Origin of the sequence: Phenylobacterium sp. J367 (assembly GCF_024699985.1) — a bacterium.
Taxonomy (GTDB): Bacteria; Pseudomonadota; Alphaproteobacteria; order Caulobacterales; family Caulobacteraceae; genus Phenylobacterium.
Genome location: NZ_JAJONA010000001.1, coordinates 2,894,342 through 2,919,375 on the forward strand (window position 1 = coordinate 2,894,342; position 25,034 = coordinate 2,919,375).

The following is a 25,034-nucleotide window of genomic DNA, read 5'->3' on the forward strand; positions in this document are numbered from 1 at the left end:
ATGAAGTTCGACAAGCCCGCCGCCACCAACCCGATCGACCAGCTGAAGGTCGTGGGTCAGCCGACCCCGCGGATCGAAGGACCGCTCAAGACCACCGGAACGGCGCCCTACGCCTATGAGCGCCACGATGTGGCGCCTGACGCCGCCTATGGATGGGTGGTCGTGGCTTCGATCGCCAATGGTCGCATCCGCACGATGGATGTGGTGGCCGCCCGGCGCGCGCCGGGAGTGCTGACGGTCGTCACCGCGGAGACTGCCGGTCCGATCGCCAAGGCTCGCCGCAACACGGTGCGGCTTCTCGGCGGTCCGGAGATTCAGCACTACGGTCAGGTCGTCGCGATGGTGGTGGCCGAGACGCTCGAACAGGCGCGGGCCGCGGCCGCGCTGGTGCGCGTCGCCTATGACACCGAGGCAGGCGCCTACGACCTGGAGGCCGCCAAGGAGGCTGCGGTCCGTCCGCAGCGGATCACGAGCGGGGCGCCGGACACGGCCGTCGGGGATTTCGCAGGCGCCTTCGCCGCGGCGCCGGTCCAGCTCGACGCGACCTACCGTACGCCCGGCCACGCCCACGCGATGATGGAGCCGCATGCGACCCTCGCCGTCTGGAAGGGTGAACAGCTGACCGTCTGGACCTCGAACCAGATGGTCGACTGGGGCCGCACGGACCTCGCCGAGATGCTGGCGATCCCCAAGGAGAGGGTGCGCGTGGTCTCGCCCTTCGTCGGCGGCGGTTTCGGCGGCAAGCTGTTCGTGCGCGCCGAGTGCCTGCTGGCGGCCCTGGGCGCCCGCGCCGCCGGGCGTCCGGTGAAGGTCGCGCTGCCGCGCCCTGCGATGTTCAACAACACGCCCCACCGGGCCGCCACGATCCAGCGCATCCGGATTGGCGCCACGCGGGACGGCAGGATCACGGCGATCGGCCACGAAAGCTGGCAGGGCGATCAGGCGGGTGGCCGTTCGGACGGCCATGTCAGCCAGACGCGACTGCTCTACGCCGGCGCCAACCGGATGACCCAGACCCGGCTCGCGCGCCTCGATCTGCCCGAGCACAACGCCATGCGCGCACCAGGCGAGGCCAGCGGCATGATGGCCCTCGAAATCGCCATGGACGAGATGGCGGAGAAGCTCGGCATGGATCCGGTGCAGTTCCGGATTCTCAACGACACCCAGGTGAATCCTGAGCGGCCGGAGCGGCCCTTCTCGCAGCGCCAGCTGGTCGAATGCCTGCGCCAGGGCGCCGAGCGCTTCGGCTGGAGCCGGCGCAATCCGAGCCCCGGCCAGACGCGCAGCGGACGCTGGCTGGTCGGGCTGGGCATGGCCGCCGCGTTCCGCGGCGCGCCGGTGCAGAAATCGGCCGCGCGCGTTCGGCTGGAGGCGGGGCCCCTGGTCGTGGTTGAGACCGACATGACCGACATCGGCACGGGCACCTACACGATCATCGCCCAGACGGCGGCCGAGACCCTGGGTGTTCCGCTGCATCAGGTGCGCGTGCGGCTGGGCGATTCCGACTTCCCGGTGTCGGCGGGCTCCGGCGGGCAGTGGGGCGCGGCCAGCTCCACCTCGGGCGTCTATGCCGCCTGCATGAACCTGCGCGGGCAGGTCGCGGCCAAGTTCGGCTTCGAGCCGGCCCAGACGGCGTTCGCCGATGGGCGGGTGAGCTCCGGGGGAAGACCTTTGCGCTTGCCCAGGCCGCCGGCCTTTCGGCGGAGGATGCAATCGAGTTCGGCGAGTTCATGCGGCAGACCGAACAGTCCACCTTCGGCGCCCACTTCGTCGAGGTGGCTGTCGACGCCTACACGGCCGAGACCCGGATCCGGCGGATGCTCGCGGTGTGCGCGGCCGGCCGGATCCTCAACCCGATCTCCGCCCGCAGCCAGGTGATCGGCGCCATGACCATGGGCGCCGGCGCGGCCCTGATGGAGGACTTGGTCGTCGACAAGCGGCGGGGCTTCTTCGTCAACCACGACCTCGCGGGCTATGAGGCGCCCGTCCACGCCGACATCCCGCACCAGGAGGTCATCTTCCTGGAGGAAGTGGATCCGATCGCGTCGCCGCTGAAGGCCAAGGGCGTCGGAGAACTCGGGATCTGCGGCGTGGCCGCCGCGGTGGCCAATGCCGTCTACAACGCCACCGGCGTGCGGGTGCGCGACTACCCGGTCACGCTCGACAAGCTGATCGGCCAGATGCCCGTCATCGCTTGAGATGCCCAGGCCCGGAGCGCCGCCGGCGGCGCGCTCCGGGGCAGACTTCCCCAGATCAGAGCTCGGAGGACAACCATGCTGCGCCATTCCGGTCTGCCATGCGCCCTTGCGCTCGCTGTCGCGGCTTCGACGATCCTGGCCGGCGGCGCTTCGGCCCAGTCGTTCCGCTCACTGCAGACGCCGGCCCAGCCCCTGACGCTGAAGGCGCGTGGCAGCTTCTTCGTTGGCGGCCGTCAGGTGGAGCAGACCGCCGCCGAGATCGTGCTGGGGCCGGCGGACAGCGTGACGGTCGATCAGATGTACGTCGAATACATGATCCCGGACGGCCGGGTGAAGACGCCGGTGGTGCTAATCCACGGCGCGACGCTAAGCGGCAAGACCTACGACACTACGCCCGACGGCCGGATGGGCTGGTACGAGTATTTCGTCCGCAAGGCACACCCGACTTATGTGATCGACCAGGTTGGCCGGGCGCGGTCGGGCTTCAACCAGGCGGCGCTCAACCGAAGGCTCGCGGGGGATGCGGCCCCTGCTCAGGCCGCCGCGCCAACCGCGCCGGGCGCGCCGAGTGCGACGGGCGCAGCCTTCCGCCTCGGCGACCGGATCGGAGTCTGGCAGAACTTTCGCTTCGGCCCGCGGCCAGGAGAGGCCTTCCCCGACACCCAGTTTCCGGTCGAGGCGGCGGCCGAGCTGTCCAAGCAGGGAATTCCCGACCTGACCCCGCAGGTGCCGTCGCCCAATCCGACGCTGAAGGCGCTCGCCGACCTGTCGTCCGACCTGGGCGGTGCGGTGCTCGTCAGCCACTCGCAGTCGGGACCGTTCCCGATGGACGCGGCGCTGGTCGATCCGACCGGCATCCGCGGGATCGTGGCGCTTGAACCGGGGACCTGCCGCGCGACCTACACCGACGCCCAGATCGTGACGCTGGCCAAGATCCCCACGCTGGTGATCTTCGGCGACCACCTGGCCCAGCCCACCGGGCTTAGTCCGCTCACATGGCAGCAGAGGTTGGACGGCTGCCGGGCTTATGCCGAACGGATCAAGGCGGCGGGTGGCCGTGTCGATATCCTGGCCGCGGCCCAAGACGGTCTGCGGGGCAACACTCACATGTTGATGCAGGACAGGAACAACCTGCAGATCGCGGATCGGGTTTTGGAGTGGGTTGATTGGTTGCCACGACGCGCGGTCCGCTGAACCGTCGAGAGCTGTTACGGACCTCCAGCGCCAACGGTACGCAATGTCGGCTTTAGGGCGGGACCGGAAGGTCCGCTTCTGATGCTGTGGACGGCTCCCCGCCACCGCGGGAGCGTGAGCTTCTGCAGAGCAGGAGGAGCAAGCCATGGGCCCGGTCGTCACGGTCGGTCTGGATATCGCCAAGTCCGTCTTCCAAGTGCACGGGGTTGATGCAGGCGGCGAGGTCGTTTTCCGGCGGCAGATCAGGCGAGCGCAGTTGTTGCGGTTCTTCGTGGATCAACCGGCCTGCCTGGTGGGGATCGAGGCGTGCGCAACAGCCCATTACTGGGCGCGAGAACTGAGCCGGCTGGGCCACACCGTGCGGCTCATGCCGCCCAGCTACGTGAAGCCCTACGTGAAGCGGCAGAAGAACGACGCGGCCGACGCCGAAGCGATCTGCGAGGCCGTCACCCGGCCGACGATGCGCTTCGTCGAGGTGAAGAGCCCAGAGCAGCAGAGCGTCATGGTCCTGCACCGGGTGCGCACGATGCTGATGCGCCAGCGGATCCAGCTGTCGAACGCCATTCGTGGCCACATGGCCGAGTTCGGCTTGGTGGCGCCGATCGGGCGGGAGGGCCTGCAGAGCCTGATCAGGTTGGTCGAAGCGGGTGACCCGTCGATCCTGAGGAGGCGAGGGCTTGTCTGGAGATGCTGGCCGCGCAGCTAAGCCTGGTGAACCAGCAACTCCTTGAGACTGACCGCCAGATCCGGGCAAGCGTCCGAGCGAGCGAGGTCGGGCGCAGGCTGATGGGCATTCCGGGCGTCGGGCCATTGCTCGCCAGCGCCCTCGTCGCCACGGTTGCTGAACCCTCGGCGTTCAAGTCTGGCCGCAACCTGGCCGCCTGGATCGGACTCGTTCCGAAGCAGAACTCCAGCGGCGGCAAGGAGCGGCTGGGCGGGATCACCAAGCAGGGAGATCGGTACCTGCGCCAACTGATGGTGGTCGGCGCGCTGGCCGTCGTCCGCTATGCCGAGCGGCATGGGACACGGCGGCCGTGGCTGGTTCAGTTGCTCGCCAGGCGGCCGACGAAGGTGGCCACCGTGGCGCTCGCCAACAAGATGGCCCGCATGGCCTGGGCGATCATGACCAGCGGCCAGGGCTACCGCGAGCCGGAACTCCGAGCGGCCTAGAAACCAGCGCCTCGGCGCACCAAGCTTGGGAAGGGCGGTGACAGACTAACGCATCCAGCCGGTCGATACCGAAGGACAGGAAAACCCAGTTGCGCCAGGGGCGCCTCGAGCGCGTGCTTTTGGTCGGGACCGGTCCTCGCGGAAGGCATTATGGCCAGCGGCCACGTGAGCCGCACCAACAGGTCGAACACATGGCCGCACCGACCAGCTCAGCGGAAGTCCAGAACACCCTTGCCAATGGGGAGCCGTCCACACATGGCGCTTCGGCGACCCTGGAAGCGCTTATCGGAAGGAGCGCTGATCGCCCGGCGGCGGAGTGGCGAGCATGGCCTCATCAGGTGAAAGGCGGCACCCTGCCTCCTTGAGAGCGCCGCCAAGCTGCCAGATGCGGTCGTTGTAACCCAGCGCCCACTCGTCTTCGCCAGGCGACCTGGAGCCGTCCTCCGCGGTCACGGCGTTCACCGTGCCGGGAGCAAGGCGGCTGCAGAAGAAGCCGGGAACGAGCGTGTGGAAATTGCCCTCGGGATCGATGGATTGAACGGAGACGCCGCGCCGGTCGCCGGCGGCGAAGGCGGTCTGGGCAGCCCATCGGCCGGCCTCGTAGGCCTGCCTGTTCCGAACGGCGCAGTGGGACGTGTTTCGGCACGGATCTTCGCGAGACCACTCCATGAGATGCGACGCCACGTAGTCGACGATCACGTGCGGCGCCGCGGGCGTGGCGGAGACGCGCCAGGTCGCCGTAACGATGGCGGAGCCATGTGCGAAAGCCGCCCGGCAGGCGCCGCCGTCACAGGTGTAGAGGACGGGCGGGCTCCTCCCCCGTCAGGGGGCGGACCGGCCGCTCCCCGAAGAAGGTCTTCAGGATGACCGCCTCGGACTGAGACATCGGGATGGCGGCGAGGGTGGTGGCGGGGCCATCGGGAGCGGCTTGCAGCAGGTTGCCGCGTCCAAGCATCGGGGGAGACCCGTCCAATTCATGGAGCCGGACATCGAGGCCGTCCGAAGATTTCGGGCAGGGCCGGTCCGCGAACGGCGGGACCGTCAGCTTCGACACTGTTTCAGCGAGCCACGCCGGGTCAGGCATGCGCAGGGTCATGTGGACGCCGGCGCCTTCCGTTCCGCTGGGTGGGCAGGCGCCGTGGTCCGGCACAGTCAGAACGAAGTCCTTGAAGGTGTGCCGGATCGGGGCGGCCGGCTCGGCGATCGGTGCGCGGCAGGCCGTGAGCAGCAGGACAGCCACGATGGCCAACTCATGCCTAGGATGGGGGCGAAGCAACATTGAAGGATGGACTTAGCCACGCCGTGCCTAGGGTTTCCACTCCTGCCCGGCACGCGCGTCCCTGGAGGGTCAAAACGTCCGCTTCTCGGCGGCGAGCCAATGTCAGCTCCTGGCGTGTAGCCGAAGCTAGTCGTCTGAAGCAGCCGAAGGGTGCCGCAGAGGTTCATTTCCTCCGCCAGCTCCAGCACTTCTAGCAGTTGCTCGGCGCTGGCCTCCATGATGTTGCGATGCGCAGTGAGGTCGACGGCAGCCACTGCGCGCTCGCGGCTCGCCGCGTCGGGCCAACGAGCGATTGCGCACCAGGTCCCATCCTGGGCTCTGAAGAGAGCAGATCCCTCAGAGCCTTCTGCTCGGAGCGCCGCGCTCTAGCGCCGTCATCGCGCATGCCGCGGTGGGACGAGTCCTCCTCCGGCCGCCGGGATCTTCACAAAGGCAGGGACGCCGGCTTCATCAACGGAACGATCATGGCGCCCGCAGCGATGCAGACGTCACGCCGGTCGCGCGGCGGGCCGCGCCGCCCGAGGTGCGGGACCGGCGGCGCTCCACGGGACGTCCAGCGGGTCTCAGCTGACCGAAGCCCTGGCCTCGACCTCCTTCATGGAAACGGCGGGGTCGGCAAGCTTCGCCTTGTCCACCGGCTTGCGGTTGAGGATGAGCTGGCGGCCCATCATGAATTCCGGCGGGGCGTTGATCGCCTCCACCGACTGGATGCGGTCGCCGGCCAGGTGGAAGACGGCGAACTTCGCCGTCGCCGGGTCGCCGCGCACCAGGATCTCGTCGACGTCGAAGGCGTAGCCGGCGATCTGCAGCTTGAGGTCGTACTGGTCGGACCACTGCCAGGGGCATTCGCCCGTCGGCGCGGGCCGGCCGGCGATGGCGCTGGCGGCCTGCTTGGCCTGCTCCAGGGCATTGGGCACGCTTTCCATGCGGAACATGCGGCCGCCGTAGATCGGCATGGGGCGGTGGGCGACGTCGCCGATGGCGAAGATCGCCGGGTCGGAGGTGCGGGCCTCCAGGTCGACGACCACGCCGCGGGCGGTCTCCAGGCCGGCGTCGCGGGCCAGCTCGTCGTTGGGCTGGGCGCCGACGCCGACCACGGCGGCGTCGCAGGGGGACGCGGCGGCCGTCGGCCAGGACCACGGCGGCGACGTGGCCGCCCTCTTCCGCGCTCTTGTCGCCCTCGAAGCCGACGACGCTGCAGCCCAGCTCGAAGGCCACGCCGTGCCGTTCGTGATAGGCCTGGAAGAAGTCCGACAGGGTCTCGCAGGCGACGCGGGCCAGGAGGCGCGCCTCGCGCTCGAAGACCGTGACCTCGGCGCCGAGCGCCCGGCCCGAGGCGGCGACCTCCAGGCCGATGTACCCACCCCCAACGACGGCGAGATTCCTGCCCGGCCCGACGGCGGCCTTGAGCTGCTCGGCGTCGTCGGCGGTGCGCAGGAACATGACGCCGGCCAGGTCCGCGCCGGGGATCGGCAGGGCGATGGCCCGGGCGCCGGTGGCGAGGATCAGCTGGTCGTAGGGAACCTGGGCGCCGCCGGCCAGCCGGACGGTCCTGGCCGCGCGGTCGATCGCCTCGGCGGCGACGCCGGGCCGGAAGTCGATGTTCGCCTCGACGTACCACTCGGCCGGTTTCAGGGCCAAGCTGTCGGCGTCGGCCTCGCCCTTCAGCCAGGCCTTGGAAAGCGGCGGGCGCTGGTAGGGGGCGTGCGGCTCCTCGCCGATCAGGACGATGGGGCCCTCGAAGCCGTACTGGCGCAGCAGGGCCGCCGCCGTGCCGCCGGCATGGCCGGCTTCAGGATCACGATTGACGGTTGGGGACGGTTCACTGCCTCAGGATCCAAGCGGCGTGCGTGAGAGACGGTTGACTGTTTCGCGAAAACACCTACCGATTGGTTGATTGCACAGGACGGCCGGCCTTGTCGAGCCGGCCGCGCGAGGACGCCCATGAGACCACCAAAGCAGCCACAGCGCGCTGATGTGCAACCTGAGGAGCGCGTCTACTGGGACCGCGCCGTGCGCCGCAGGACAGGCGATCCCGTGCCGGAGACCTACGACCTCGGCGCCTACTTCGGGGCGCTGCTCGCAAGCCCGCCGCTCGGGGCCATGGCGAGCGAGATCGGAGCCTTTTTCCGCAACGCCGGAAACCGCCCCCATACCTACACCCACGCTCAGCGTGAGCTGGTCGATCAGGTGTTCGCCGCCGACTGGAAGACCAATGTGGTCGCCCACCTGCACATCCAGGACGCCATCTCGGCCGGCGTGCCGATGAGGACCATCAAAGCGTTGCGCTACGGCCGCGAGGAGGACCTCAGCGCCGATGAGACGCTGTTGGTCCGCTATATCCGCCAGGTCGTGTCCGGTACGGTCGACGATGCGACCTACGCCGCCGTAGAGGCGCTCGTCGGTTCGGAGCGGGGCATCGTCGAATACACCGGCTTCATCCTTTGGCTGCAGTGGATCATGCGGATGATGCAGGCCCTCGACACCGGGACCCATTCCGACGAGGCGATCGACAAGCTGATCGCGGACATCGAGAGCGGCGCACACAGGTGCCCGGACTACAGGATCGGCACCGCTACCCCGATGAGCCGCTTCGACCGCTAGCGCCCACATCCTGGGAACGAGGTTCACGACATGAGCAAGCTGAGCATCACCGACCGCGTCCCCGACGAGCTCTCGCCGTTCGATGCGCCGAAGGTGCGCCTGTCCGGCCAGGTCGCCAGCCGGTGTGTGATCTCCAGTCGCGACTTCACACTCTCCCTTTGGCGGCACCAGCTCGCGGCGGGAGCCGCGCTGACGGTCGATGGACCGGCTGAGGACCACGTGTTCTATGTCCTGACGGGCGATATGCGCGTCGGGGCCACGCCGATCGAGCCCGGCGGGGCGGCGTCGATCGGCCGGGGCGCCACCGCGGAACTGAGCGGCGGGGCGGCCGGTGCGACCCTCCTGCACTTCATAGGCCACGCCGCGACCCGGCCGGACCGAGCCGGCGGCTGCGTGCACCTCATGAGAACGGGCTGGACGGAGCGCTCCGCGGACCGCCGCCATACCCTCTACTTCGACTCCGGCTGCCCCACCTGCGCGGTGTGGCTGCACAGGTCCGGATCCGGCAGCGGCCGGTTCGCCGCGCCGCACCATCACACCGAGGACGAGATCATCTGCGTCGTCGAGGGCGACCTCGACCTCGGAACCCGCCGGATCGCGGCCGGCGGCGCTGCGGCGGTCGGCAGGGAGATGGTCTACAGCTTCACGTCGGGGGAGGCCGGGCTGACCTTCGTCAATTTCCGGCAGGCCGACCCCTTCTTCGTCCCGAAGGACGCGAGCCAGAAGGCGCCGGAGAGCGAACGCAAGCTGCTGCGGGCGCGCCTCGAGTCGGCGCGCGCCGAGCGCGAGGCCGGGAGCGCGGCGGGCTAGTCCGCCAGCGGCGGCGCGTATCGCCGCCGCCAACAGCATGAGGGCAGGGGGAAACGCATGAGCAAGGTCGCGATCATTGGCCTGGGCGTCATCGGTTCGGGCGTGGCCAGGGCGCTCGCCCAGGGCAAGGGCGGCCGGACCTTCGAGGTCGCCGGCTTCGACGTCCGCCAGGAGACGCTCGACGGACTCCGCGACACGGTCCGCGCGGCGCCTTCGCCGCGGCTGGCCAGCGAGGGCGCCGACGTCGTCCTGGTGGCGGTCATGGATGACGCGCAGGTGCGTGCGGTGCTCGACGGCGCCGACGGCGTCCTGGCGGCCGCCAGGCTGCCGCGTGCGGTGGCGATCCTCAGCACCGTCACCCTGCCGACCGTGCTGTGGGCGGGCGACACCTGCGCCGCACGGGGCGTCGCGCTGGTCGACTGCGGCGTGAGCGGCGGACCGCATGCCTTGGCGCACGCGTCGATCACCTCGATGGTCGGGGGCGACGAGGCGGCCTTCGAGATCGTCCGGCCGGTGATCGACGGCTTTTCGGACCCGACGATCCACTGCGGCCAGCTGGGCAACGGGATGCGGGCGAAGCTGGCGCGCAACCTGATCATCTACACCGACTGGATGGTGGCCTGGGAGGGCGCGCGCCTGGCCCGGGCCGCCGGCGTCCCCCTCGACAAGTTCGTCCAGTGTGTCACCGCCAGCGACCGCTGGGTCCGCCCGCACATGGCGATGGTCTCCGAAGGGACAGGTCTGACCGGCGGCTCGAACGCGGCCACCGCCGCCTACGCCGACAAGGATCTGCGCGCCGCCCTGGCCCTCGGCGAGGAGCTCGGCCTGAACCTGCCGGCCGCGACGCTGGCCCTCGACCTCTTCCCCGAGGTCGCGGGGCTTCGATGAGCCGGCTGCCGCCGCTCCCGGATCGCGAAGCGATCCCCCAGCCGGAACGCGCCGCCTACGATGCGGTGCGCACGCGGCAGGCCGCGCTGTGGAAGGGGTCGGCGCTGGACTCCAACGCCTACTTCGGCGCGCTGCTGAACAGCCCGCCGCTGGCGCAGGCCCTCGCCGATCTCGGTCGGGTAGTGCGCGAATCCCAGCTGCGTGGCGCCTTCAGCGACGCCGAGCGAGAGCTGGTGGACATGATCCTCAGCGTCGACCTGGACTACTGGACGATCGGACTGCTGCACCTGCCAGACGCACTGGCGGTCGGGGTGCGCCCCGAGGCGATCCGCGGCCTGGTCGGCGGCGGCGCGGGCCTGACCTCTGACGAGCGGCAGCTCACCCACTTCGTGCGATGCGTAGTGGAGGGAACGGTCGCGGATCGTGACTACGAGGCGCTCCGCATGCGCCTCGGCGCGCGGGGGGCGGTGGAGTTCACGGGCTTCGTCGGCTTCCTCCTCTGCACCTTTCGCCTTTGGCAGGCGCTCGGCGTGCCCGACGTGGGCCGGGCGGCGTTCGACGACGCCCTTGCCCGCCTCCTGGACGCGGAGGCGACCCTGCCGGACCCCGCAGCGCGCCGCGGATAGATCAAACAATCGTTTGGTGTCTTTTCCCTGGCGCGCAGGCCGGATTCTGGCATCGGCGCCTTGATCCCGGCGGCGCAGGCGCGCCGTCGCAGGTCATAGGCCACGGTAATAGAACAAGAAAAACGACAAGTGGAGCGGTCGACCTGCGGGCCGGTCGCCGTCGCCCAGCTGTCGGCGTCCATGGGGAAGGCCCCGGTCTCAAGCCAAAATTTGGCACTGGATCAACCATTCGTTTGGTGGTTAATTGTGATTAACGTGCTGCAAACGGACCGCCAGTGTCCGACGCGGGCAGGGGAGTGGAATGGCCGAGGAAACCGTCGGAGCCCTAGGGGTGGCCGCAAGGCCGGGCCGGTTCGCCAGCGTCTTCCGGCGCGGCGCCATCGACCGCCTTTCGATCGGGCAGCTCATGGCCTACGGGCTGCCGGCGATCCCGCTCCAGGCCATGGTCCTGCCCATCGGCTTGTTCCTGGCGCCCTTCTTCACTGGCGAGCTGGGCGTCTCGATGACGACCTGGGCGCTGGTGCTGGGACTGGCCCGCGCAATCGATATCGCCACCGACCCGATCATCGGGATGGTCTGCGACCGGCTTCCGAGCCGCTGGGGCCGGCGCCGCCACTGGGTGGTGATCGCCACCCCGCTGGCGATGATCGGCTGCGCGCTGCTGTTCACGCCCGACCAATTCATCGCCAGGCCGACCTTCTGGTACCTGTTGACCGCGACGCTGCTGTTCAACTTCGCGACCACCCTGCAGAACCTGAACCTGTCGGCCTGGGGCGGCGAGCTGTCCTCGGACTACGCCGAGCGGACGCGGATCATGGGCTGGCGCTATGTGATGGTGGCCGTCGCCAGCCTGATGGCGTTCGGCCTGCCGGCCATCCTCGAGTGGGTCCATCCAAACCCGACCACGGGCGACAAGCTCAGGGTGCTGATGTGGACGTCGGTGATCCTGATGCCAATCACGACGTTCCTGGCGGTCACCCTCGTGCCGGAACGACCGGGCGACGCGCTCGCCCCACGGCCCTCGTTCACCGTGCGGGAAATTCTCGCGACGCTGAAGCGGATGTTCACCAACAAGTACCTCGGCTGGCTGGTCCTGGTCGCCCTGCTGCAGGCCGGTCCGACGGCGGTGAAGGGCGCCCTGTTCGTCTTCTACGTCTCCTACGTCATGAAGGCGCCGGGGCTCGTCGCGACGCTTCTCCTGGCCGTCTACACCGCCACCATGATCGCCACCCCGATCTGGATGCGGCTCGCGAAGGGACATGAGAAGCACCGCCTCCTGGCTGTCGCCATCCTGCTCTACGGCTGCTCACAGGCCTCGATGATCTTCTGGGGCCCGGACCAGCTCCTGTTCTTCGTCTGCGCCATCGCCCTGAACGGCGCGATGAATTCCGGGCCGGCCTTCCTGATGCAGTCGATCATGGCCGACGTGGTCGATTCCGACACCGTCATCAGCGGCCGCCAGCAGACCGGCGCATTTTTCGCGATGCTCGAGACCACCACCAAGCTGGCGCCCACCCTCGTGGTGGTCGCGATCTTCCCGCTGCTGCAGATCTGGGGCTTCGATCCGACGGGGAAGAGCAACACGCCGGAGTCGCTGTCGACCCTGCGGCTGACCTTCGCCCTCGCGCCGACCATCCCGGTCCTGCTGGCCGGGCTGCTGCTCTGGAACTTCCCGCTCGGCTCAAAGCGCCAGGGCGAACTCCGGGCTCAGATCGACGCCGCGCGGCTGCGCGCGCCAGGGCCGCGTCCGGCGGCGCTACCGGCCCCGAGGGCAGGTCATGACACCCGAGGGACGCACGCTCGGCCAAGCCAACATCAATCAAGATCGCAAGATCGCGGGGGAAACATGAAACACCTAGAGAAGCTGCAGTGGTTCGGCGCGTCTTCGGCAGTGCTGGCTTTCGCCCTCGGTTTCGCCCCGGCGGCCCAGGCTCAGTCAGCTGTCACGGCCGTCGCCCCGACCGAGGTCGGCGAGGTGATGGTCACCGGCCGCAAGCGCGCCCAGGCCGAAGTGCTGCAGGAGACGCCGATATCGGCCACCGCGGTGACCGCCCAGCAGATCGAGGCGGCCCACGCCGTCGACCTGATCGATGTCGGTCGGCTCACGCCGGGCGTGTCCTTCCAGCAGGCCAACAGCGCCTACTACAACGACTTCCAGATGCGCGGCATGGGCAATGCGGGGACCTCGCCCCAGGACGAGCCGCCCGTCGGGATCATCTACGACGGCATCTATCTGGGCACCGGCACCGGGGCCAACCTCGACCTCTTCGACGTGCAGGACGTGTCGATTCTGAGGGGCCCGCAGGGCACGCTGTTCGGCCGCAATGTCACGGGCGGCGCGGTGGTCATCACCACCAACGCGCCGACGTTCTCGAACTCAGGAGAGGTCAGCGCCAGCTACGGCCGGTTCGGAGACTACGAAGGCACTGCGGTCCTCAATGGCCCGCTCTGGGGCGACGTGGTGGCCGGGCGGCTTTCCCTTCGGATGCTGCACAACGGTGGCTGGGCGAAGAACCCCAACAAAGGGCGCAATGTCGGCGAGAACGACGACGCGATGATCCCGCGGCGCCCTGATCATCAGGCCGACCGACGACCTCGACATCAGCGTGAAACTCGTCCACCAGTTCATCGAGGGGGGACGCCCAGCCGGTGCGCGGCCTGGCGCCCAGCACGGCTCCTGCGTCGCCCCTCGTCCCCGTGCCGATCTTCACCTATCCGACTGCTCGGGGGGCCATGACGCCCACGGATTTCTGGACCGTCACCAACCCCGGCAACAGTGTCCAGAAGATCGCGACCTTCAGCGCGATCGGCGAGGTGAACTGGCACGTCCTCGGGGGCGTCGCGACCTTCCTCCAGGGCCACCGCAAGGTGAAGAGCTCCAGCGACCAGAACTTCGACGGCACCCCGGCGGAATCCTTCCGTTCGTCCGGCCACTACTACCAGTGGCAGGACAGCACCGAAATCCGGTTCGCTCAGGAGATCGGCCGGTTCAACTACACGGTGGGGGCCTACTATTTCCTCACGTGGCTGGACTCCGCGCAGCGTCGGACCCTGCGGAGCAACATCTTCTCAACCTCGGCCGCAGTGAACCCGATCTGCGCGACCAACCGGAACAACACCACCCCGCTCTGCGTCACCGGCTCCACCTTCGCTGACAACGTCCAGCGCGCCTACCAAACGACCTGGAGCACGGCCCTCTTCGCCGAGGGAGATTACAGCATCACCGACCAGCTGGTCCTCACCTTGGGTATCCGCCAGACCCGGGAGCACAAGCGCTCCGTCGTCGCGGGCTTCACCCCGATCCAGAACTTCGGGGACTGCACGGTCTCCCATTCGGCCTGCCGCTTCGGGCCGACGCGGACCTATGCAGCCAGCAATGTCTCCCCGAAGGTGGGGCTCTCCTACACCATCTCCCAGGACCACTTGGTGTTCGGGTCGGTCACCACGGGCTTCAGGAGCGGCGGCTACGCGTTGCGCGGCGCGGCCCTGACCTTCGCGCCCTATGCCGCCGAGGAGGTGACGGCCTACGAGCTCGGCTCGAAGAACGACTTCCTCGGCAATCGCCTTCGGTTGAACGGCACCGTGTTCCTGAACAAGTACAAGGACCTGCAGAGGACTGTCACCCAGCAGGACCCGCAAATCGGCATCATCCAGTCGACCTTCAACGCGGCCACCGCGACCATCTACGGCGTCGAGCTTGAGGCCGTGGCGAACATCACCGAGAACTGGAGCCTCAACGCCGTCTACGGCTATGTGCACGCCCAGTACGACTCATTCGACGGCCTCACGAACGCCGCGGGCGTCTACACGGCCTATGCGCCGGTCTCCGATCTGAAGTTCAACCGCGTGCCGGACACCACTGCCGGGCTGAGCCTCAACTACAGTTCCCCGGTGGGGGACTTGGGCAGGGTCGCGGCACGCCTCGGTGCGTCCTACACGAGCGGCTACTTCTTCGACGACGTCAACACGCCGACCAACCGCAACGGCGCCTACACCCTGGTGGACGCGAGCGTCGCCTTCACCTCGGCGGACGAGCTGTGGACCGTGCAGGTCTACGGCAAGAACCTCACCGAGGAGGAGTACGCCCAGGCCGGCGCCAACCTCGGAGGGAACGGCCAGAACTTCTACATCGGCAAGCCCATGACCTACGGGATCAAGCTCACGCGCGAGTTCTAGTCCGCATTCCGCGGGCCACCGCCTACCGCCCCTTCGGCAGCCGAGACCCTTGTCGGGGGAGCACCACAGAGCATCGGAGGAAGCAGCATGAATGCCCCGGCCAAGCTTGATGACGCGTACGAGGATCTTTCCCCGCTGATCGGCGACGTCACCGACGACCATGTGGAGGCCTTCTGGCGCGACGGTGTCGTGCACATCCCCGGCTTCGTGAAACCGGAGCTCTGCGAGGAGGTGATCAAGCACTTCATGGCTTGGAGCGGCATGCGCTGGAAGGAGTGGCCCAGCGATCCCGCCGAGCAGAAGGCGTTCGTCGCGGCGGTGGAAGGCGCATTCAACAAGCCGAAGCGCACCTTCGGGATCCGCCAGGAAGACCCCTGGATGTTCAACTACGTCGCCCAGCGCAAGTTCGGGGAGGCGGCCGCGCGCCTGCTCAAGGTGCCTTCGGTGAAGATCCTCTCCGAGACGCTGCATGTGAAGCAGCCGGCGAGCTCAGGTCTGAGCAAGCCGCTCGTCTGGCATCAGGACTTCCCGAGCCTGCCCATCGATCGCGCCGAGGCCGTCCAATTCTGGTGCGCCCTCGTCGACGTAACCCCGGACATGGGCCCCATGACCCACCTCAAGGGATCGCACCGCTCGATGCCGGGCGGGATGGTGGCCGAGCTGGGTGAGGACGCCCGGGAACTCTATCCGGAGCTGTTCAAGGAGTACAAGCCGACGAAGATCGTACCGCTCAGCCAGGGGACCGCGGTGTTCCACCACGGGCTGACGTGGCACTGCTCGGGGATCAACAAGACGGACCGTGTCCGCTGGGCGATGTCGAGCTACCGGATCTCGACACGCTGCCGCTACACCGGCCAGGCCAACTACAACACCGACGGTCTCGGCCTGACGCCGCGCGAGTTCCTGGATCACCCCAATTTCCCGACGGTCTACCCCTGAGGCGAGGCCTCGGGTCGGAAGCAACAGGATGCCTGGAGGCAATCGTGGCCAAGGATGTTGAAGAGAACGTGGACGACGGCGTGGTGGTCGGCGCCTACACCGAGAAGCGCGGCCCGGTCGGCTGGATCATCATGCGCGACTACGACAAGACGTCGAACCAGTCGTTGAGGGCGAAGAAGTATACCCACATCATGCACGCCGTGGGCCAGGCCCTCCACGACTTCCGGCACGACCCGGAGGTGCGCTGCATCGTGCTGACCGGGGAGAACGACGGCGAGTTCTATCGCGTGGCGCGCGGCAGGTCCTATGACGACAAGGGCAACCGTGACCGCCTCAACCCGATCAAGCGCGGTGCCCCCATCGGCTTCAGCGCGCCGAACGCCATGGAGCTCTTCGCCCTGATCGAGAAGCCGATCATCGCGCGGGTGAACGGCGACACCATCGGTCTCGGCCAGGCCTTCTTCTGGGGCTGCGACATCATCATCGCCCGCGAGGACGCGATCATCTCGGATGTCCATACGGGCATGCAGACGGTGGTGGACTCCAACGGCGAGGTCCGCGGCTTCCCCTGGGCGGTCACGCCCGGCGACGGCGCGCAGTCGTTCCTGGCCATGTTCATGCCCCCGACGCTCATGAAGGAGTACCTGTTCACCTCGCCGGTCTGGTCGATGAAGCGGCTGGAACAGATGAACATCGTCAACTATGCGGTGCCCGCCGACCAGCTGGACGCCAAGGTCGACGAGATGGTCGAGAAGATCCTCAAGCGCCCGTCGTTCGTCCTGGCCCACGCCAAGCGCGTGGCCCAGAAGCGCCTGATCGAGAACTGGAACCTGCACCAGGACCTCGCCATGGCCTACGAGCACCTGGACTTCTTCACCCACGCCGCCCAAGGCGCCATGGACTGACCCCGCGAAGGCGGAAGGGCGCGGCGCCCCGGCTCCTGCAGAAGGGGCCGGGGCGCTTCCGTGTCGGCGCCGCCTCGGGGGTCAGGCCGGTTCCGCCGCGGCCGCCCGGGCGGGCGCGCTGGCCGCATCGAGCCGGGCGATCGCCGCGGCGTCGAGCTTCAGTTCGGCCGCCGCGACCAGCTCGGCGAGCTGTCCGGGCGTGGTGGCGCTGGCGATCGGCGAGGTGACGCTGGGGCGGGCGATCAGCCAGGCCAGGGCGACCTGACCCGGGGTGGCGCCGGCCTCGGCCGCGATCGCGTCGAGCGCCCCGAGGATCCGCAGGCCGCGGGCGTCGAGGTACTTCGCCACCCGTTCGCCGCGCGGGCTCTTTCCCAGGTCCGCCTCCGAGCGGTACTTGCCCGTCAGGAAGCCGCTCGCCAGCGACCAGTAGTTGATCACGCCGATCCCCTCGGCCCGGCACAGGTCCTCGAGAGGGCCTTCGAACTCCTCGCGGTCATGGAGGTTGTACAGCGGCTGCAGGCTTTCGTAGCGGGGCAGGCCGGCCCCGCTCGAGGCCCGGAGCGACTCCGCCAGCCGTTCCGCCGTCAGGTTGGAGGCCCCGATGGCGCGCACCTTTCCGGCCCGGATCAGCGGCTCGTAGGCGGCCAGGGTCTCCTCGAACGGCGTCTCGGGATCGTCGAAATGCGACTGGTAGAGGTCGACATAGTCGGTCTGCAGCCGGCGCAGGGAGGCCTCGATCGCCTCGTTGATATAGGCCCGAGACAGCCCCTTCTTCCCGCCGGGCATCTCCATGCCGACCTTGGTCGCGATGACCACGTCGTCGCGCCGGCCGCGGGCCTTCAGCCACCGTCCGATGATGGTCTCGGACTCGCCGCCGGCATTGCCCTCCACCCAGGTTGAGTAGGCGTCCGCCGTGTCGATGAAGTTCATGCCGGCGTCGACCCACTGGTCGAGCAGGCGGAAGGACGTCGGCTCGTCGATCGTCCAGCCGAAGACGTTGCCCCCGAAGCAGAGCGGGCTGACCTCGAGGTCGGTGCGGCCGAGGCGATTGAACTTCATGGCGGGCGTTCCCTGAGCTGCTGATGCGTCCGCCCCTTCTACCATCCGCATCTACCTCGAAACAACCAATCAGAAGGTTGAAAAGCGCCCTGGAGCCGGGCATTTTGAGCGGCGTCGAGACCGCCGCCCGCCGGGCGCGATCGGGGGCGCGAGCCCGAGAGCCGAGGGGACCCAAGTGGCGGTTGCAGGGAGCGTCGGACAGGCCGGACAGGTGCGCGGCGCCCGTGACCTGACCTCCGGCCCCGTGGGCCGCACCCTGCTGCTGTTCTCGCTGCCGGTGATGGCGGCGAACATCCTCCAGCAGGCCAATGTGGTGGTGAACGCGATCTGGGTCAGCCACGTGCTCGGGCCAGCGGCGCTGGCCGCCACGTTCAACGCCAACCTGCTGCTTGCCTTCCTGCTCGGCTGCGTCTCTGGCCTGTCCATGGCCGCCAATGTGCTCATCGGCCAGGCCGTGGGCGCGCGCGATCCGGAGCGGGCGCGCCGGATCGTCGGGACCTGCACCACGGTGTTCGCCGCCACCTCGATCGGCCTGGCGCTGGCCGGCCTCTGGCTCGCGCCCCAGATCCTCTCGGCCATGGGGACGCCCGAGGCGGCGCGCCCGCAGGCCATCGCCTATCTGCGGGTCATCCTCTTCGCGATGCCGGCGATGTTCTTCTTCAACTATTTCCAGATGGCCCAGCGCGGCGCCGGCGACTCCCGCACGCCCCTTTATTTCAGCGCCCTGGCCGTGGTCCTCGACATCGGGCTCAATCCCCTGCTGATCCTGGGGATCGGGCCGTTCCCGCAGCTGGGCGTGGCCGGGTCGGCCGCCGCCACCCTGGTGGCCCAGACCTGCAGCCTCACCCTGCTGGTGGGCGCCCTCCACAGGCGCGGCAGCTTCCTCATTCCGCGGCCGGGTGAACTGGGGGGCTGAGACCCGACCTCTCGGTCCTCCGCGTGCTGGTCGCCAAGGGGTTGCCGATGGGCCTGACGACCGTCGTCGTGACCGGCTCCGCGCTTGCCATGATCAAGCTGGTGAACGGGTACGGCGTGGCGACCGCGGCGGCCTACGGCGCTGCGACCCAGCTCTGGGTCTATGTGCAGATGCCCGGCATGGCTGTCGGCCAGTCCGTGACGTCCATGGGCGCCCAGGCGATCGGCGCCGGCCGATGGGACCGGGTCAACCAGCTCGCCTTCAAGGGCATGGCCATCGGCTTCTCGGTGACCGCTGCGCCGGTGATGCTGATCTACGCCTTCAACCGACAGGTCATGCGGATCTTCCTGCCCGCCGGCGAGGCGCTTGAGATCGCCCAGACGGTGAACAACCACGCCTTGTGGGGCTTCGTGTTTTTCAGCGTCAGCATCGTGCTGACGAGCCTGCAGCGCGCGGCCGGCGCCGTGCTCGCCCCGCTGATCTTCATCTTCGTGTCGATGTGGCTGGTGCGGATCCCGCTGGCCACGATCACCGCCCATCACTGGGGCGCGGAGGCCATCTGGTGGAGCTTCCCCTTCGCCTCCGTGGCGATCCTCGGCTTCTCCGCAGCCTATTACCGGTTCGGCCGCTGGCGTATGCGTCCGTGAGGAGGAGACCAGGACCTTGAGCGAAACACGACCCTCGGCCGGGCCGGACGGTGCGGTGCTGGTGTTCGGCGGCAGCGGCGGCCTTGGCCGGGCGATCTGCCGGCGCCTGGCCGCGGAGTGGCCAGCCGTCGCCTTCACCTATCGCGGCAATGCGGAGGGCGCCGGGCCTCCAGGCCGAGCTCGCGGCGAAATGTACGGCGCTCTCGATCGGCTGCGACATCCGCCTCGAGGCGGACGTGGAGGCTGCCTTCGCCGCGGCGGACGACCTGGCGGGCGGCGTGTCGGGCGTGGTGTTCGCCGCTGGCGCGGACATCCTTCAGCCCTTCGTATCCCAGATGGGTCAGGAGTTGTGGGAGGACGTCATCCAGACCGAGCTGCTGGGCTTCGCCAGGGTGGTGCGCCTGGCGCTGCCCAGGCTGCGCCGGCGCGGCGGCGTGCTGGTCGCCGTGGGCTCCTTCGCGACGCTGAGGTTCCCGCCGGGCGACGCGATCTCCGCGGTGCCGAAAGCAGGAATCGAGATGCTGACCCGGGCGATCGCCCGGGAGGAGGGCCGGCACGGAATCCGCGCGAACACCGTGGCCCCGGGCGTGATCGACGCCGGCCTGGGCAGGGCGGTGCAGGACAAGGTGTTCACACCGCAGGTCTGGGACGACCAGAGGCGGCGGGTGCCGCTCCAGCGGTTCGGCGAGGCCTCCGAGGTTGCCGAGGCGGTCGCGTTCCTGGCCTCGCCTCGCGCCTCCTACATCAGCGGCCAGACCATCGCGGTGGACGGCGGCCTGCACATCTAGGCGGGCGATGCCTCCTGGGCGAGCTCCCGCTCGAGTTCGGCCTTCAGCCGGAACTTCTGGATCTTGGTCGCAGACATCGGCCATTCGCGGACGAAACGCACGTGGCGCGGCACCTTGAAGCGCGCAATCCGCTCCCGACAGTAGGCGATGGCCTCGTCCGCCGTGAGGGTCTGTCCCGGCTTCAGCTCGATGAAGGCGGCGACCACCTCGCCATACTTGTCATCCGGCGCTCCGACGACCTGGGCCAGGTTGATCGCCGGATGGCTCGCCAGGACGGATTCCACCTCCAGCGCCGAGACGTTCTCGCCGCCGACCTTTAGCTGGTCCTTCAGGCGCCCGAAGAAATAGACGAGCCCCTCGGCGTCGAGCATCCCGGAGTCGCCGGTCATGAAGTACCCGTCCGCCGTGAAGGACTTGGCCGTATGGACGGGGTCGTTGAAGTAGCCCTTGAACAGGCCCACGCCCCGCACCGCCAGCTCGCCCTTCTCACCTGCCGCGAGAATCGCGCGGGTCTCGGGATCGAGGACCTTCACCTCCCAGCCGGTCAGGGCCGTGCCGCACGACGTCAGGCGGGCCGTCTCAGAGTGGGTCGGCAGCGTGTACGCGACGGTGCCGCTGGTCTCGGTCATGCCGAAGGCGCTGAGCAGCGGGACCTGCGGGAACGCCGCCTGGATCTTGCGCTGCACGTCCTCGGGCGCAACGTCGAACACATACCGCAGGCGGGGCAGGGCGAGGCCCTTGAAACGGGGGTGTTCCGTCAGCGCCAGGGTGATCGTCGGGAAGAGCGGATAGAGGACCGTGGGTGCGGTCTCCTCGATCTGGTCGAAAGCGGTGTCCGGATCGAAGTACGACATGCCGACGTAGAACCCGCCTCGTTGCAGCATCATCAGCAGGAAGAGGAGGCCGCCGATGTGGAACATCGGCAGCGGGCACCACCACACGTCGTCGGGGCCGAGCGCGAAACGGTCGGCGATGGCCTCGGCGTTCGCATAGAGCGCCCGGTGGGGGATGATGCAGCCCTTGGGCTTGGCCGTGGTCCCCGACGTATACATCAGGAGGGCGGCGTCCTCCGGGTCGATCCCGGCGTCCAGGGGGCCGTCGCCCAGGGAAAGGTTGGTGTCCGGAGCGAAGCCCTTCGCCGTGCCGTCGATGGAGACGATGCACCGCAGGGCGGGAGCGTCCGGGAGCGACAGCGCCTGCGGGTCGGAGGCGTCCAGCAGGCCCGGCAGGGTCTCGGACAGGACCTCGGGGGAAATCGAGCACGCCGGCCACGCCGTGCGAGGTGAACAGCGCCCGCATGCCCGAGTCGGAGATCAGATGCCTGAGTTCCGCCGGCTTGAAGCGGGTGTTCATCGGCACCACCACGGCGCCGATCATCGCGGCCCCGAGGACGATCTCGACGAACTCGACGCAGTTCGGCAACAGGACGCCCACGCGGTCGTTGCGGCCGACCGACAGGCCCAGCAGCTGCCGAGCCCGCCGCTCGGCGTTGCGCAGCAGTTCCGCATAGCTGCGCTGCGAGGCGTCGATCCGGACGGCCGGCGCGTTGGCCACCGATCCGGACACGCGCCTGACCATGTCGGAGAGCGTCATCGGAGCTGTCGGTCGCATGGCGTCATCATCCTCCGTTCGGCGACCGTTTGGCGGCCGCGCCTATTCTGCGGGTTCGGCGACCTTTGCGCCGGCGGGGTGCCACTTGCCGTCGTCGTGCGATTCATAGGGCGCGGCGACTTCGATGAGGACCCCGTGGGCGGTGGTGGCGCCGACCCAGCCCCACTTCTGCCAGGGCATCTCGGGATCATGGTTGATGCCGCCGATCACGTCGACGCCCTTGGCGCGCATGGCGTCGAGGGAGGCGGGAAGGTCGGGGGTGGTGATGCAGATGTGGTGGATGTGCTCGCCCTTGCGGGCGAGCCGCTGGCCGAGCTTGGTGTCCGGGTCGGGCTGCATCAGCTGGATCTCGACCCCGTGGTCGGAGACGAAGGTCGCCCAGCTCATCTTGTCGCCGCCGCCGTCGGTCTCGTCATATCGGACGATCCGCTTCTCGAGCTGCTTGGGATCGAGCACCGACAGGATCTTGCTCCAGTCGTCGACCGCCTTGTCGAGGTCGTGCACCAGGAATGAAATGTGGGCGATGGGGCCACTCGGCATGACCTGCTCCTTGTCTCGCTGGCGTTCCTGCCAAACGTTTGGTCGTTAAACTTACATTGGACGAAACCCGCCGACTTGAAAAGCCGAATCTCCGGTCCGTCGGCCGCGTCAGCCTGTCTCCGCGTCCCGGGCGGACCCTAGCGCTGGGAAGCAGGCACCTGGACAACAATGCCGTCGAGCTCGGCCGTCATGCGGATCTGGCAGGACAGCCGGCTGTGCTCCGTAGGTTCCTCCGCGACCCCTTCGAGGACCATCTCCTCCTCCTCGGACTTCGGCGGCAGCCGTGAACTCCAGGCGGCGTCGACGAACACGTGGCAGGTGCCGCAGGAAAGGTTGCCGCCGCATTCCGCGACGATGCCCGGCGTGAGCGTGCGCGTGGCCGCATACATGAGGCTCTCGCCGACCTTCGCGGCCACCACCCGGCGGCCCCCGTCGGCGAGAAGAAATTCAACGTTGGGCAAGGCGAACCCCCGGATCGAGTTTAAGGCTGCGTGACGCCCGCGACGGCGCCGAATCTCGCCAGCGCCAGCTCGGCGGCCGGGAGGTCCATGGCCAGCTCCGCGCCGAGCGCCAGGGCGGCGCGCAGATCCTTGTCGGCGACGGCGGCGGTGCTGGGCCGGCTGGCGCCGCTCTCGAGGCCCACACCTTCCTCCACCAGACCCATGTGCGGGCGGACCCAGCGGTCGCTGGCGGTGACACACTGGACGAACTTGTCGAGGGGGACGCCGGCGGCCCGGGCCAGGCGCGCGCCCTCCCAGGCCACCATCCAGTCGGTGTAGATGATCAGGTTGCGCGCCAGCTTCGCCCGCATCCCGTTGCCCAGCTGGCCGCAGTGGATCGTCGGGTCCGAAAAGCCGTCGATCACCGGCCGGACGATCTCGAAGGCCGCCTCGTCGCCCCCGACCATCGAGGTGATCGACGCGTGCGCCAAGGCATGCGGTCCGCCGCTCACGCCGCAGTCGACCAGCGCGACGCCCCGTGCGGCGCAGGTGTCGCCCGCCCACAGCACGGTCGGCAGGGTGACGGTGCTCAGTATGACCACGGCGCGGGGAAGCGGCGAGGCGCTCAGCACGCCGTCCTTGCCTTCCAACACCTCCCTTACCTGGCCGTCGTCGACCACCGCGAGCAGCACCACGTCGGCGCCTGCGCTCGCCGCGGCCGGGGTCGCCGCCGCCCGCAGGACGCCCGCAAGCTCCTCCAGCGACTGCGGCCGAACGTCGTAGCCGGTCAGCTCGTGGAGCCGCCCGCCCTTGCCCTGGGCGAGGGCCCTGGCGACGCCCGCGCCGATCGACCCCAGTCCGATGATCGCGACCTTGCTCATGGCTCTTCCCGGGACCTGTCGCTCACGCGCGCGCCGGCGCGGCCTGGCGCATCATGGCGCCTATGGCGTGGCGCTCCGCCAGCCGCCAGACGCCGTCCGGCGAACGGACGAGGAGGTCCTCGTAGCGTCCGGTGGAGGCGACCACGATCTGGCCGTCGGCGACGCGCAGGGTCTGGTAGGCGCTCCTGACGCGCGCCGCGTCCCCGTCGAGCGAGACGATGGGGTGCAGCACGATGTGCATCTGCGACCCGGCCGGATTGTTGCTGCGGTGCTGCGCGAACCACGCGCCCAGGGCGTCGTGCCCATGCAGGTCCAGGGCCGGGGCGGCGCCGTCGTTGGCCCGCCAAGTGAACACCCCGTCCGGTGTGAACAGGTCCAGCCAGGCCGCTGCATCCGTTCCGTCCACCACATGGCAGACGGAATGGATGCAGTCCGTGACGGCGCGCTGGTCCTCGAGGCGTTGAAGGCGCGTGTAGGGGTCGACCGGTGGAGAGGACATTTTCACACGAAGCTCGGCGGGAGGGGCCTGGCCGCTCAGCCGCCGTAGATGACGGGGAACTTGGGCGAGCGAACGGGCTGCAGCGGCTCGAGGCCGGCCTCGGCGTTGAAGATGTGGTGTGGCGCCCCCGTCCAGCAGGCGTCACCCGGGAAGTAGCTCATCAGATAGCTCCACCGGGCCCGGTCGGTCGTGTTGCCCGGCGCCCCATGGATCACCAAGCTGGAGTGCACCGTGCAGTCGCCGGCCTTCAGGCTCATGGGCGGCGAAAGCGGGTGGATCCGCTCCACGAACGGATAGTGGTCGAGCAGCCCCCGCTCGTCTTGCTCGAGGTTGCGGCGACCGAGTGGCCCCTCCTTGTGCGAGCCGGAGAAGAACCGCATCACGCCCTGGTCCGGCGTCATGTCCTCCAGCGCGATCCAGAAGGTGAGCAGTCCGGCCCGGTCGAGCGGAAAGTTCGGGAAGTCCTGGTGGTAGCCCGTGACGCTGCTGCCGCCGACGCCGCTTGGCATCTTCACGGCGAGCATGTCGGCGTGCATGCCCACCGGGACCTCGCGGCGCATGAACCGCTGGGCGTTGCGGCCGATCACCTTGGAGCGGCAAAGGGTGGCGAAGGGCTCGATCCCGTCGTCGCGTCCCAGGTTGTAGACGTCACGCCATACCTTGCGCTCGTGGGCGCGGACCTGGTCAGGCGCCTTCTCGAGGATCTCGATCTTCGCGAGCTCGAGCATCTGGGCCGCGGTCCTCCTTGGAGATCAGGCCTTCCATCTTCACCCAACCGTTGTCGTGGTAGTGGGCGACCTCCGCCTCGGTCGCTTCTCGCGCGATCTGGACAGCTTCGAGGGTCTCGCTCATGCCTTGGCCTCC

24 protein-coding genes and 3 pseudogenes are annotated in these 25,034 nt (G+C 68.8%); 15 read left to right on the forward strand and 12 right to left on the reverse strand.

The window, feature by feature from the left end:
* From LRS04_RS15540 to LRS04_RS15550, 4 genes and pseudogenes are all read left to right on the forward strand, one after another.
* Window positions 1-1,878, forward strand: coding sequence for a molybdopterin cofactor-binding domain-containing protein (locus tag LRS04_RS15540; protein ID WP_374576588.1), 1,878 nt, complete (start codon window positions 1-3; stop codon window positions 1,876-1,878).
* On the forward strand, window positions 1,776-2,198 hold the full coding sequence (locus tag LRS04_RS26980; protein WP_374576590.1) for a molybdopterin cofactor-binding domain-containing protein: 423 nt from the start codon (window positions 1,776-1,778) through the stop codon (window positions 2,196-2,198). The genes LRS04_RS15540 and LRS04_RS26980 overlap by 103 nt, the downstream gene beginning before the upstream one ends.
* 237 nt (window positions 2,199-2,435) lie before the next feature.
* Complete coding sequence (locus LRS04_RS15545; protein ID WP_257817129.1) at window positions 2,436-3,392, forward strand: hypothetical protein; 957 nt, start codon at window positions 2,436-2,438, stop codon at window positions 3,390-3,392.
* Window positions 3,393-3,537: 145 nt separating this feature from the next.
* A pseudogene (locus LRS04_RS15550) lies at window positions 3,538-4,562 on the forward strand (IS110 family transposase).
* Between the two features lie 282 nt (window positions 4,563-4,844).
* Here the strand turns inward: LRS04_RS15550 and LRS04_RS15555 are convergent.
* The 3 genes and pseudogenes from LRS04_RS15555 to LRS04_RS15565 form a co-directional block, all read right to left on the reverse strand.
* On the reverse strand, window positions 4,845-5,261 hold the full coding sequence (locus tag LRS04_RS15555) for a hypothetical protein (RefSeq protein WP_257817130.1): 417 nt from the start codon (window positions 5,259-5,261) through the stop codon (window positions 4,845-4,847).
* 88 nt (window positions 5,262-5,349) lie between these two features.
* Window positions 5,350-5,802 (reverse strand): hypothetical protein, encoded by a 453-nt coding sequence (locus LRS04_RS15560; RefSeq protein ID WP_257817131.1) that lies wholly within the window; start codon window positions 5,800-5,802, stop codon window positions 5,350-5,352.
* 602 nt (window positions 5,803-6,404) lie between these two features.
* Window positions 6,405-7,602: pseudogene (locus LRS04_RS15565) on the reverse strand (NAD(P)/FAD-dependent oxidoreductase).
* Window positions 7,603-7,854: 252 nt separating this feature from the next.
* Here LRS04_RS15565 and LRS04_RS15570 point away from each other — a divergent pair.
* The 8 genes from LRS04_RS15570 (at window position 7,855) to LRS04_RS15605 (ending at window position 16,789) form a co-directional block, all read left to right on the forward strand.
* The gene (locus tag LRS04_RS15570) at window positions 7,855-8,445 is read left to right on the forward strand and encodes a hypothetical protein (RefSeq protein ID WP_257817132.1); all 591 of its coding nucleotides are present in this window, start codon (window positions 7,855-7,857) and stop codon (window positions 8,443-8,445) included.
* A 30-nt stretch (window positions 8,446-8,475) separates the two neighbouring features.
* Window positions 8,476-9,255 (forward strand): hypothetical protein, encoded by a 780-nt coding sequence (locus LRS04_RS15575; protein WP_257817133.1) that lies wholly within the window; start codon window positions 8,476-8,478, stop codon window positions 9,253-9,255.
* A gap of 57 nt (window positions 9,256-9,312) precedes the next feature.
* Window positions 9,313-10,143 (forward strand): NAD(P)-dependent oxidoreductase, encoded by an 831-nt coding sequence (locus tag LRS04_RS15580; protein ID WP_257817134.1) that lies wholly within the window; start codon window positions 9,313-9,315, stop codon window positions 10,141-10,143.
* Window positions 10,140-10,769, forward strand: coding sequence for a hypothetical protein (locus LRS04_RS15585; RefSeq protein WP_257817135.1), 630 nt, complete (start codon window positions 10,140-10,142; stop codon window positions 10,767-10,769). Before LRS04_RS15580 ends, LRS04_RS15585 begins: the two co-directional genes overlap by 4 nt.
* Window positions 10,770-11,100: 331 nt before the next feature.
* Window positions 11,101-13,506: an MFS transporter gene (locus tag LRS04_RS15590; protein WP_257817136.1), complete on the forward strand. Its 2,406-nt coding sequence runs from the start codon at window positions 11,101-11,103 to the stop codon at window positions 13,504-13,506.
* The gene (locus tag LRS04_RS15595) at window positions 13,503-14,945 is read left to right on the forward strand and encodes a TonB-dependent receptor (protein WP_257817137.1); all 1,443 of its coding nucleotides are present in this window, start codon (window positions 13,503-13,505) and stop codon (window positions 14,943-14,945) included. Before LRS04_RS15590 ends, LRS04_RS15595 begins: the two co-directional genes overlap by 4 nt.
* An 87-nt stretch (window positions 14,946-15,032) precedes the next feature.
* Complete coding sequence (locus LRS04_RS15600; RefSeq protein ID WP_257817138.1) at window positions 15,033-15,884, forward strand: phytanoyl-CoA dioxygenase family protein; 852 nt, start codon at window positions 15,033-15,035, stop codon at window positions 15,882-15,884.
* A gap of 44 nt (window positions 15,885-15,928) precedes the next feature.
* Complete coding sequence (locus LRS04_RS15605; protein WP_257817139.1) at window positions 15,929-16,789, forward strand: enoyl-CoA hydratase/isomerase family protein; 861 nt, start codon at window positions 15,929-15,931, stop codon at window positions 16,787-16,789.
* Window positions 16,790-16,870: 81 nt separating this feature from the next.
* Here the strand turns inward: LRS04_RS15605 and LRS04_RS15610 are convergent, their stop codons facing one another.
* Window positions 16,871-17,848 carry an aldo/keto reductase gene (locus tag LRS04_RS15610; protein ID WP_257817140.1) on the reverse strand — a complete coding sequence of 326 codons (978 nt, stop codon included), beginning with the start codon at window positions 17,846-17,848 and terminating at the stop codon, window positions 16,871-16,873.
* A 211-nt stretch (window positions 17,849-18,059) separates the two neighbouring features.
* Here LRS04_RS15610 and LRS04_RS15615 point away from each other — a divergent pair, with 211 nt between their 5' ends.
* The 3 genes from LRS04_RS15615 (at window position 18,060) to LRS04_RS15625 (ending at window position 20,199) form a co-directional block, all read left to right on the forward strand.
* The gene (locus LRS04_RS15615; RefSeq protein WP_257817141.1) at window positions 18,060-18,764 is read left to right on the forward strand and encodes an MATE family efflux transporter; all 705 of its coding nucleotides are present in this window, start codon (window positions 18,060-18,062) and stop codon (window positions 18,762-18,764) included.
* 47 nt (window positions 18,765-18,811) lie between these two features.
* A complete protein-coding gene (locus LRS04_RS15620; RefSeq protein WP_257817142.1) occupies window positions 18,812-19,411 on the forward strand; it encodes an MATE family efflux transporter in 600 nt (199 codons plus the stop codon).
* A gap of 149 nt (window positions 19,412-19,560) precedes the next feature.
* Window positions 19,561-20,199 carry an SDR family NAD(P)-dependent oxidoreductase gene (locus tag LRS04_RS15625; RefSeq protein ID WP_257817143.1) on the forward strand — a complete coding sequence of 213 codons (639 nt, stop codon included), beginning with the start codon at window positions 19,561-19,563 and terminating at the stop codon, window positions 20,197-20,199.
* Here the strand turns inward: LRS04_RS15625 and LRS04_RS15630 are convergent.
* From LRS04_RS15630 to LRS04_RS15660, 8 genes and pseudogenes are all read right to left on the reverse strand, one after another.
* A complete protein-coding gene (locus LRS04_RS15630) occupies window positions 20,196-21,455 on the reverse strand; it encodes a fatty acid--CoA ligase family protein (protein WP_308238358.1) in 1,260 nt (419 codons plus the stop codon). The two genes, LRS04_RS15625 and LRS04_RS15630, sit on opposite strands and share 4 nt — an antisense overlap.
* Window positions 21,456-21,486: 31 nt before the next feature.
* Window positions 21,487-21,810: pseudogene (locus LRS04_RS28075) on the reverse strand (AMP-binding protein); the annotation flags it as partial.
* A 42-nt stretch (window positions 21,811-21,852) separates the two neighbouring features.
* The gene (locus LRS04_RS15635) at window positions 21,853-22,350 is read right to left on the reverse strand and encodes a VOC family protein (RefSeq protein ID WP_257817144.1); all 498 of its coding nucleotides are present in this window, start codon (window positions 22,348-22,350) and stop codon (window positions 21,853-21,855) included.
* A gap of 137 nt (window positions 22,351-22,487) precedes the next feature.
* Window positions 22,488-22,811 (reverse strand): 2Fe-2S iron-sulfur cluster-binding protein, encoded by a 324-nt coding sequence (locus LRS04_RS15640; RefSeq protein WP_257817145.1) that lies wholly within the window; start codon window positions 22,809-22,811, stop codon window positions 22,488-22,490.
* Between the two features lie 20 nt (window positions 22,812-22,831).
* Window positions 22,832-23,671, reverse strand: a complete 840-nt coding sequence (locus LRS04_RS15645; RefSeq protein WP_257817146.1) for an NAD(P)-dependent oxidoreductase — start codon at window positions 23,669-23,671, stop codon at window positions 22,832-22,834.
* Window positions 23,672-23,693: 22 nt separating this feature from the next.
* The gene (locus tag LRS04_RS15650; RefSeq protein ID WP_257817147.1) at window positions 23,694-24,170 is read right to left on the reverse strand and encodes a nuclear transport factor 2 family protein; all 477 of its coding nucleotides are present in this window, start codon (window positions 24,168-24,170) and stop codon (window positions 23,694-23,696) included.
* A 35-nt stretch (window positions 24,171-24,205) separates the two neighbouring features.
* Window positions 24,206-24,898, reverse strand: a complete 693-nt coding sequence (locus LRS04_RS15655) for a phytanoyl-CoA dioxygenase family protein (protein WP_257817148.1) — start codon at window positions 24,896-24,898, stop codon at window positions 24,206-24,208.
* Window positions 24,855-25,022: a hypothetical protein gene (locus tag LRS04_RS15660; RefSeq protein ID WP_257817149.1), complete on the reverse strand. Its 168-nt coding sequence runs from the start codon at window positions 25,020-25,022 to the stop codon at window positions 24,855-24,857. The genes LRS04_RS15655 and LRS04_RS15660 overlap by 44 nt, the downstream gene beginning before the upstream one ends.
* Window positions 25,023-25,034 lie beyond the last annotated feature (12 nt).

What these genes read in the sequence shown, in the direction of transcription:
- LRS04_RS15650 (WP_257817147.1), bottom strand. Translation starts at nt 24,170, where the DNA reads ATGTCCTCTCCACCGGTCGACCCCTACACGCGCCTTCAACGCCTCGAG.
- LRS04_RS15540 (WP_374576588.1), top strand. Translation starts at nt 1, where the DNA reads ATGAAGTTCGACAAGCCCGCCGCCACCAACCCGATCGACCAGCTGAAG.
- LRS04_RS15595 (WP_257817137.1), top strand. Translation starts at nt 13,503, where the DNA reads ATGACGCCCACGGATTTCTGGACCGTCACCAACCCCGGCAACAGTGTC.
- LRS04_RS15585 (WP_257817135.1), top strand. Translation starts at nt 10,140, where the DNA reads ATGAGCCGGCTGCCGCCGCTCCCGGATCGCGAAGCGATCCCCCAGCCG.
- LRS04_RS15600 (WP_257817138.1), top strand. Translation starts at nt 15,033, where the DNA reads ATGAATGCCCCGGCCAAGCTTGATGACGCGTACGAGGATCTTTCCCCG.
- LRS04_RS15655 (WP_257817148.1), bottom strand. Translation starts at nt 24,898, where the DNA reads ATGCTCGAGCTCGCGAAGATCGAGATCCTCGAGAAGGCGCCTGACCAG.
- LRS04_RS15620 (WP_257817142.1), top strand. Translation starts at nt 18,812, where the DNA reads ATGGGCCTGACGACCGTCGTCGTGACCGGCTCCGCGCTTGCCATGATC.
- LRS04_RS15635 (WP_257817144.1), bottom strand. Translation starts at nt 22,350, where the DNA reads ATGCCGAGTGGCCCCATCGCCCACATTTCATTCCTGGTGCACGACCTC.
- LRS04_RS15610 (WP_257817140.1), bottom strand. Translation starts at nt 17,848, where the DNA reads ATGAAGTTCAATCGCCTCGGCCGCACCGACCTCGAGGTCAGCCCGCTC.
- LRS04_RS15660 (WP_257817149.1), bottom strand. Translation starts at nt 25,022, where the DNA reads ATGAGCGAGACCCTCGAAGCTGTCCAGATCGCGCGAGAAGCGACCGAG.
- LRS04_RS15580 (WP_257817134.1), top strand. Translation starts at nt 9,313, where the DNA reads ATGAGCAAGGTCGCGATCATTGGCCTGGGCGTCATCGGTTCGGGCGTG.
- LRS04_RS15645 (WP_257817146.1), bottom strand. Translation starts at nt 23,671, where the DNA reads ATGAGCAAGGTCGCGATCATCGGACTGGGGTCGATCGGCGCGGGCGTC.
- LRS04_RS15575 (WP_257817133.1), top strand. Translation starts at nt 8,476, where the DNA reads ATGAGCAAGCTGAGCATCACCGACCGCGTCCCCGACGAGCTCTCGCCG.
- LRS04_RS15625 (WP_257817143.1), top strand. Translation starts at nt 19,561, where the DNA reads ATGCGGAGGGCGCCGGGCCTCCAGGCCGAGCTCGCGGCGAAATGTACG.